Raw genomic sequence first — 4,450 nt, 5'->3', positions numbered from 1 at the left:
TTTTCTTTAAATTTACAGATAGTTCCAATAAATGCTTTAGGTTTTTTCATAAAATTTATTTGACTTTTACCGCAGTCTTAAAATAAAAACATACCTTGCGGTATGTTTCACTTTGCTCCCTACGGTAGCCTTAACTACATCAGGTTCAAAGGGTCAGGTTTTAACCTTCTCAGCAAATATTGCTCCCCCGCAAATCATTTATAAACACTATTTAAAGATAACTATAATTAATTTTTGTTGATTTGTAAAGCAAACAACTAATTTCCAAAATCCTTTGACACCAATTAATTCCCTGAACTTTTAGCCAAAAAAAGAGCTATTTCTTCCAAAACAAGTGGTAATTCATCACTAAAAGTGAGCAGATGTTCTGCCTTTTCCAGCCATACTAATTTTTTTCTTTTGCTTTTTATAGAATCATAAAGAAATTGTGCACTAATGGGATTTACTAAGCCATCATTTTTTGTTTGAACCACTAATACCGGGATTTTAATTTTAGCCAATTGAGTTTTTAACAGTTCCTTAAATTCCAAAAGTGATTGAAAAGCCTTGACCGGAATTTCTTCATATGAAAATCGACCCAAAAGTTGATTGCGTTTTTTTTCAGCTAAAGAACGTTGTTTACTTAAATATTCACAATCCGGGTTTTTTAAAACAAAGTACTCCTCATTTCTAAAAAAAAGAGGTGTATTTAAAGAAATCACTTGAGAAGCATTTTGCTTAACAGACAAATAAAGTGCTAATAATGCCCCTAAGGAAAAACCTATGGGCACCACCTCTTTATAATCTTCACTCATCTTCAGATATTCTGTTTCCACGGCTAGATACCATGTTTGCCAATCAGTTAGAGCCAAATCTTGGGGTTTAGTACCATGGCCGGGTAAAAGTAGAGCCCGAACACCATATCCCCTCTTTTTTAAATAATTACCTAAAGGCCTCATATCCGCAGGTGAACCACTAAAACCGTGAATTAAAAGGCAGCCTTTTGCGGAATTTCCCATATATTCAAAGGGCAATGCCCTTTTATCAATCTGTTTCATTTTCCACAACCTTATCTGTAATTAGCATAAACCTGGCTTTAGCCTCAGCAGCTAGTTTACCTGTTTCCAAAATGGCTTTAGATTTTAAATCCACCAAACGACCTTTTTCTTGTTCAATCCAGGCCTCAAATCTAACTGGCTTTAAAATAGGGATATGGGCACGAAAACGAACCTCCAATCGAGCTGTAAAACCCATTTTATGATTAACAAACAAACATTGTGACATTACTTCATCAAAAATGGTACTAGTAATTCCCCCGTGTAAAATTCCGGGATAACCCTGATAGATTTCCGGTGGAATAAAAATGGTAATTACCCGTTCATTTTCCAAACTAAAGCTTAAACCAAGTCCCCGTGGGTTTTGTTTACCACAAGCAAATCCTTGATGCTGATAATCAAATGGCATTTTCAAATTCCCCTTTTCCAAAATTAAAAATCGGCTTTAGCAGTAATCCCGGCAAAATATAAAGCCATCTTTTCTTCAGTTTTACGATTTAATTTTTTGGAAACAAAAGCCTGAGCACATTGTTTAGTGATTTGAGCTAATTTATCTAAATAACCAGGCTTAGTGGCTCTTTCTTTTATAAAATAATTAATAAATAGGAGGGTGGCATTTATCACATAAAGCTCTAAATCCTTTTTTAAAAAACTAAAACCTTGTAATTTTAAATTAAATTTCACTTTCCTTTTTACACATTTCATTTTAGCTTTAAATTGCTTTTCACCCAGAAATTCACGTTTCTCAACATTTCGAGGAAAATTTAGTGTTTCTAAATCATTTTTTAAGATTTTTTCACTTATTTCAAATAAAGACATAGCTAAAGCATAGCCAGCATCCGAATAACCCAAAGTTAAAAACAATCTTAAAAGAAAACTGCAAAAGAATAGCAATTCACCATATGTTTCAGCTGTACCTAAATCATCACTATTTAATTCCCAAAAAGCTTCATTATATTGATAAAAATCAAGGGTCAAATCCATGGATAATTTCATCTTTTTTTTCCCTCCTAATTATATCCCAAGGTTTGACAGGGTGCTCAACCCTTAAGCACACTATTTGCTGAGGATGAGGAGCACATGTAAGCACTTCCCCAGTTTCACTAAAAAGCTCCCTTATTTCCTGGGAAAATAATTTAGTTTCCGCTCCCATGATTTCTACTTTTTCACCTACTTGAAAATTATTACGCTGTTCTACTTGTGCTAACTTTGCTAAAGGATCATAATCACGTACTAAACCGATAAAATCATGAGTCCGTCGATAAGCCGAAGTAGCATAATTTTGATTTGGTTTACCCAACAAAAACCCGGTAGAATAATCACGATGACTTACCTTTGCCAATTCTTGCAGCCATTTTTCCCGGAAAATAAATTGCTCAGGATTGGCATAATAAACAGCAAGCACCTCACGATATACCTTTACCACTGTAGCCACATAATGAATACTTTTCATCCGTCCCTCAATTTTAAAACTATTTACACCTGCCTTTATTAACTCTGGTAAATAACGAATTAAACAGAGATCCTGTGAATTTAAAAGATAAGTACCCCGTTGATCTTCAAAAAGCGGATAATATTCACCTGGTCTTTTTTCTTCTACTAAAGCATAACGCCAGCGACATGGTTGGGCACATTCACCTAAATTAGCATCCCTACCGGTAAAATAATTACTTAATAAACATCTTCCTGAATAAGAAACACACATCGCTCCATGGACAAAGACTTCTAATTCTAGATTAACCTTTGTACGTATTTCTTGGATTTCCTCTAGAGATAATTCACGGGCCAAAATAATTCTTTTTACATCTCGGGATTCCCAGAAACGTGCACTAGCCCAATTAGTTGTATTAGCCTGTGTACTTAAATGCAGATTCAATGTAGAACCTATCTCCTGGGCAATTTGCCACACACCCGGGTCAGAAAAAATTATTCCATCTACACCCAAAGCCTCTAATTCCCGTAAATAATTAGGTAATTCCTTTAGATCTTGATTATGAGCAAAAATATTAACCGTAATATAAACCTTGACACCCCGCCTTTGGGCAAATTCTACACCTTTTACCAACTCCGGGCCAGTAAAATTATCGGCAAAAGCCCGCAACCCAAAAGCCTGTCCGGCCAAATAAACGGCATCTGCCCCATAGATAACCGCCATCTTTAATTTTTCTAAATTTCCAGCTGGGGCCAATAATTCAACTTTTTTTCTAGTCACAAAAAGTGCACCTACTTTAATAACCTAATTTTTTCTTAGCTGCAATATGTTCGGCAAAAGTTCGTGAAAAAACATGTTCCCCACTTTGATCCTTTTTAGCTACAAAATAGTAATAATCAGTATCTGCTGCCTGTAAAACAGCTTGTAAAGAGGCTTGCCCCGGACAGCCGATCGGTCCAGGCGGTAATCCAGAAATACGATAAGTATTATACTCGGATTTTACCTCCAAATCATCATATAAAACACGCTGTGTTCTTTCTTCCAAAGCATATTGTACTGTAGAATCAGCTTCTAATTTTTGTCCGCGTTTTAAACGATTTAAAAAAACTGAGGCCACAATTGGTCTTTCTTCATCCAAACGACATTCCCCTTCCACTATGGAAGCCAAAGTAACAACTTGATGAATTGTTAAACCAGTTTCATTAGCTGGTAAAGCCTGATAAACATTCCAAAAACGTTTAAGCATGGTCGCGACTACTTCTTCGGCGGAACAACCTATCGGTACAAGATATGTATCTGGAAAAAGATAACCTTCCAACCTTTTTTCATTAGCCGGTAAATCCTCTAGGAAGGAATAATCATAAGTACCTTCTTTAACCACTGCCCAAAATTCTTTAGCTGTCATAATTTCATTTTTAGCCAAGACTTCGGCAATTTGCCTTAAATGATATCCTTCTGGAATTGTAAATTTTTGAACAGCTACTTGACCTGCGGCTAACTTCTTGACTATCATTTGCACCTTCATTGCTGGTTTAAGTAAATAGTGACCTGCTTGTAAATGTGACAAATTACCCGTTACCCGGGTATAAAGAATAAAAGCACGTGCATTTTTTATTAAACCTTCTTCTTTTAAATCTTTGGCTATTTGTCTAGCAGCTGTACCTTTTTTAATTACAAATAAATGCTCAACATCATCTTCAGAATCTACGGGACCCAATAAATTAAAAAAATAGAGACAAGAAATTAAACATAGTCCAATAAGAAGTAAAGAAAATTTAAAAACCCGCGGTGCTTTTTTAAATAAAAAAGGCTGCATCCTTTAAAACTCCTCTTTTCAATTTTAAACCTTTATGTATTATACTATAACCTCATTAAACACAAAAACAAACAGCCTTTCACCATAATGGCAAAAGACTGCGAAAAAAAATTCACTTATCTCTATTTTACTCTACTCCTTTTTCCTGCAAGGTTTCCATGTACTCTT

General features: G+C 35.1%; 5 protein-coding genes and 1 riboswitch. All 5 genes read right to left on the bottom strand.

Going from position 1 to position 4,450, the window contains the following annotated elements; all coding sequences use genetic code 11:
- Positions 1–99 precede the first annotated feature (99 nt).
- Positions 100–199: riboswitch (TPP riboswitch) on the bottom strand.
- An 85-nt stretch (positions 200–284) separates the two neighbouring features.
- The 5 genes from GX687_07045 to mltG all read right to left on the bottom strand — a co-directional run bounded on the left by GX687_07045 (position 285) and on the right by mltG (position 4,282).
- A complete protein-coding gene (locus GX687_07045; protein HHX97191.1) occupies positions 285–1,037 on the bottom strand; it encodes an alpha/beta fold hydrolase in 753 nt (250 codons plus the stop codon).
- Positions 1,024–1,443, bottom strand: a complete 420-nt coding sequence (locus GX687_07040) for a PaaI family thioesterase (protein HHX97190.1) — start codon at positions 1,441–1,443, stop codon at positions 1,024–1,026. Before GX687_07040 ends, GX687_07045 begins: the two co-directional genes overlap by 14 nt.
- A gap of 23 nt (positions 1,444–1,466) precedes the next feature.
- Positions 1,467–2,030, bottom strand: a complete 564-nt coding sequence (locus GX687_07035) for a hypothetical protein (protein ID HHX97189.1) — start codon at positions 2,028–2,030, stop codon at positions 1,467–1,469.
- The gene (locus GX687_07030; protein ID HHX97188.1) at positions 2,002–3,189 is read right to left on the bottom strand and encodes a U32 family peptidase; all 1,188 of its coding nucleotides are present in this window, start codon (positions 3,187–3,189) and stop codon (positions 2,002–2,004) included. The genes GX687_07035 and GX687_07030 overlap by 29 nt, the downstream gene beginning before the upstream one ends.
- A gap of 73 nt (positions 3,190–3,262) precedes the next feature.
- Positions 3,263–4,282 (bottom strand): endolytic transglycosylase MltG, encoded by a 1,020-nt coding sequence (gene mltG, locus GX687_07025; GenBank protein HHX97187.1) that lies wholly within the window; start codon positions 4,280–4,282, stop codon positions 3,263–3,265.
- Positions 4,283–4,450: the final 168 nt, after the last annotated feature.

Source organism: Clostridia bacterium, from assembly GCA_012841935.1.
GTDB lineage: Bacteria > Bacillota > Peptococcia > DRI-13 > DTU073 > DUTS01.
The sequence above is the reverse complement of the archived record's forward strand: the minus strand, read 5'-3'. Positions and strand labels throughout refer to the sequence as shown.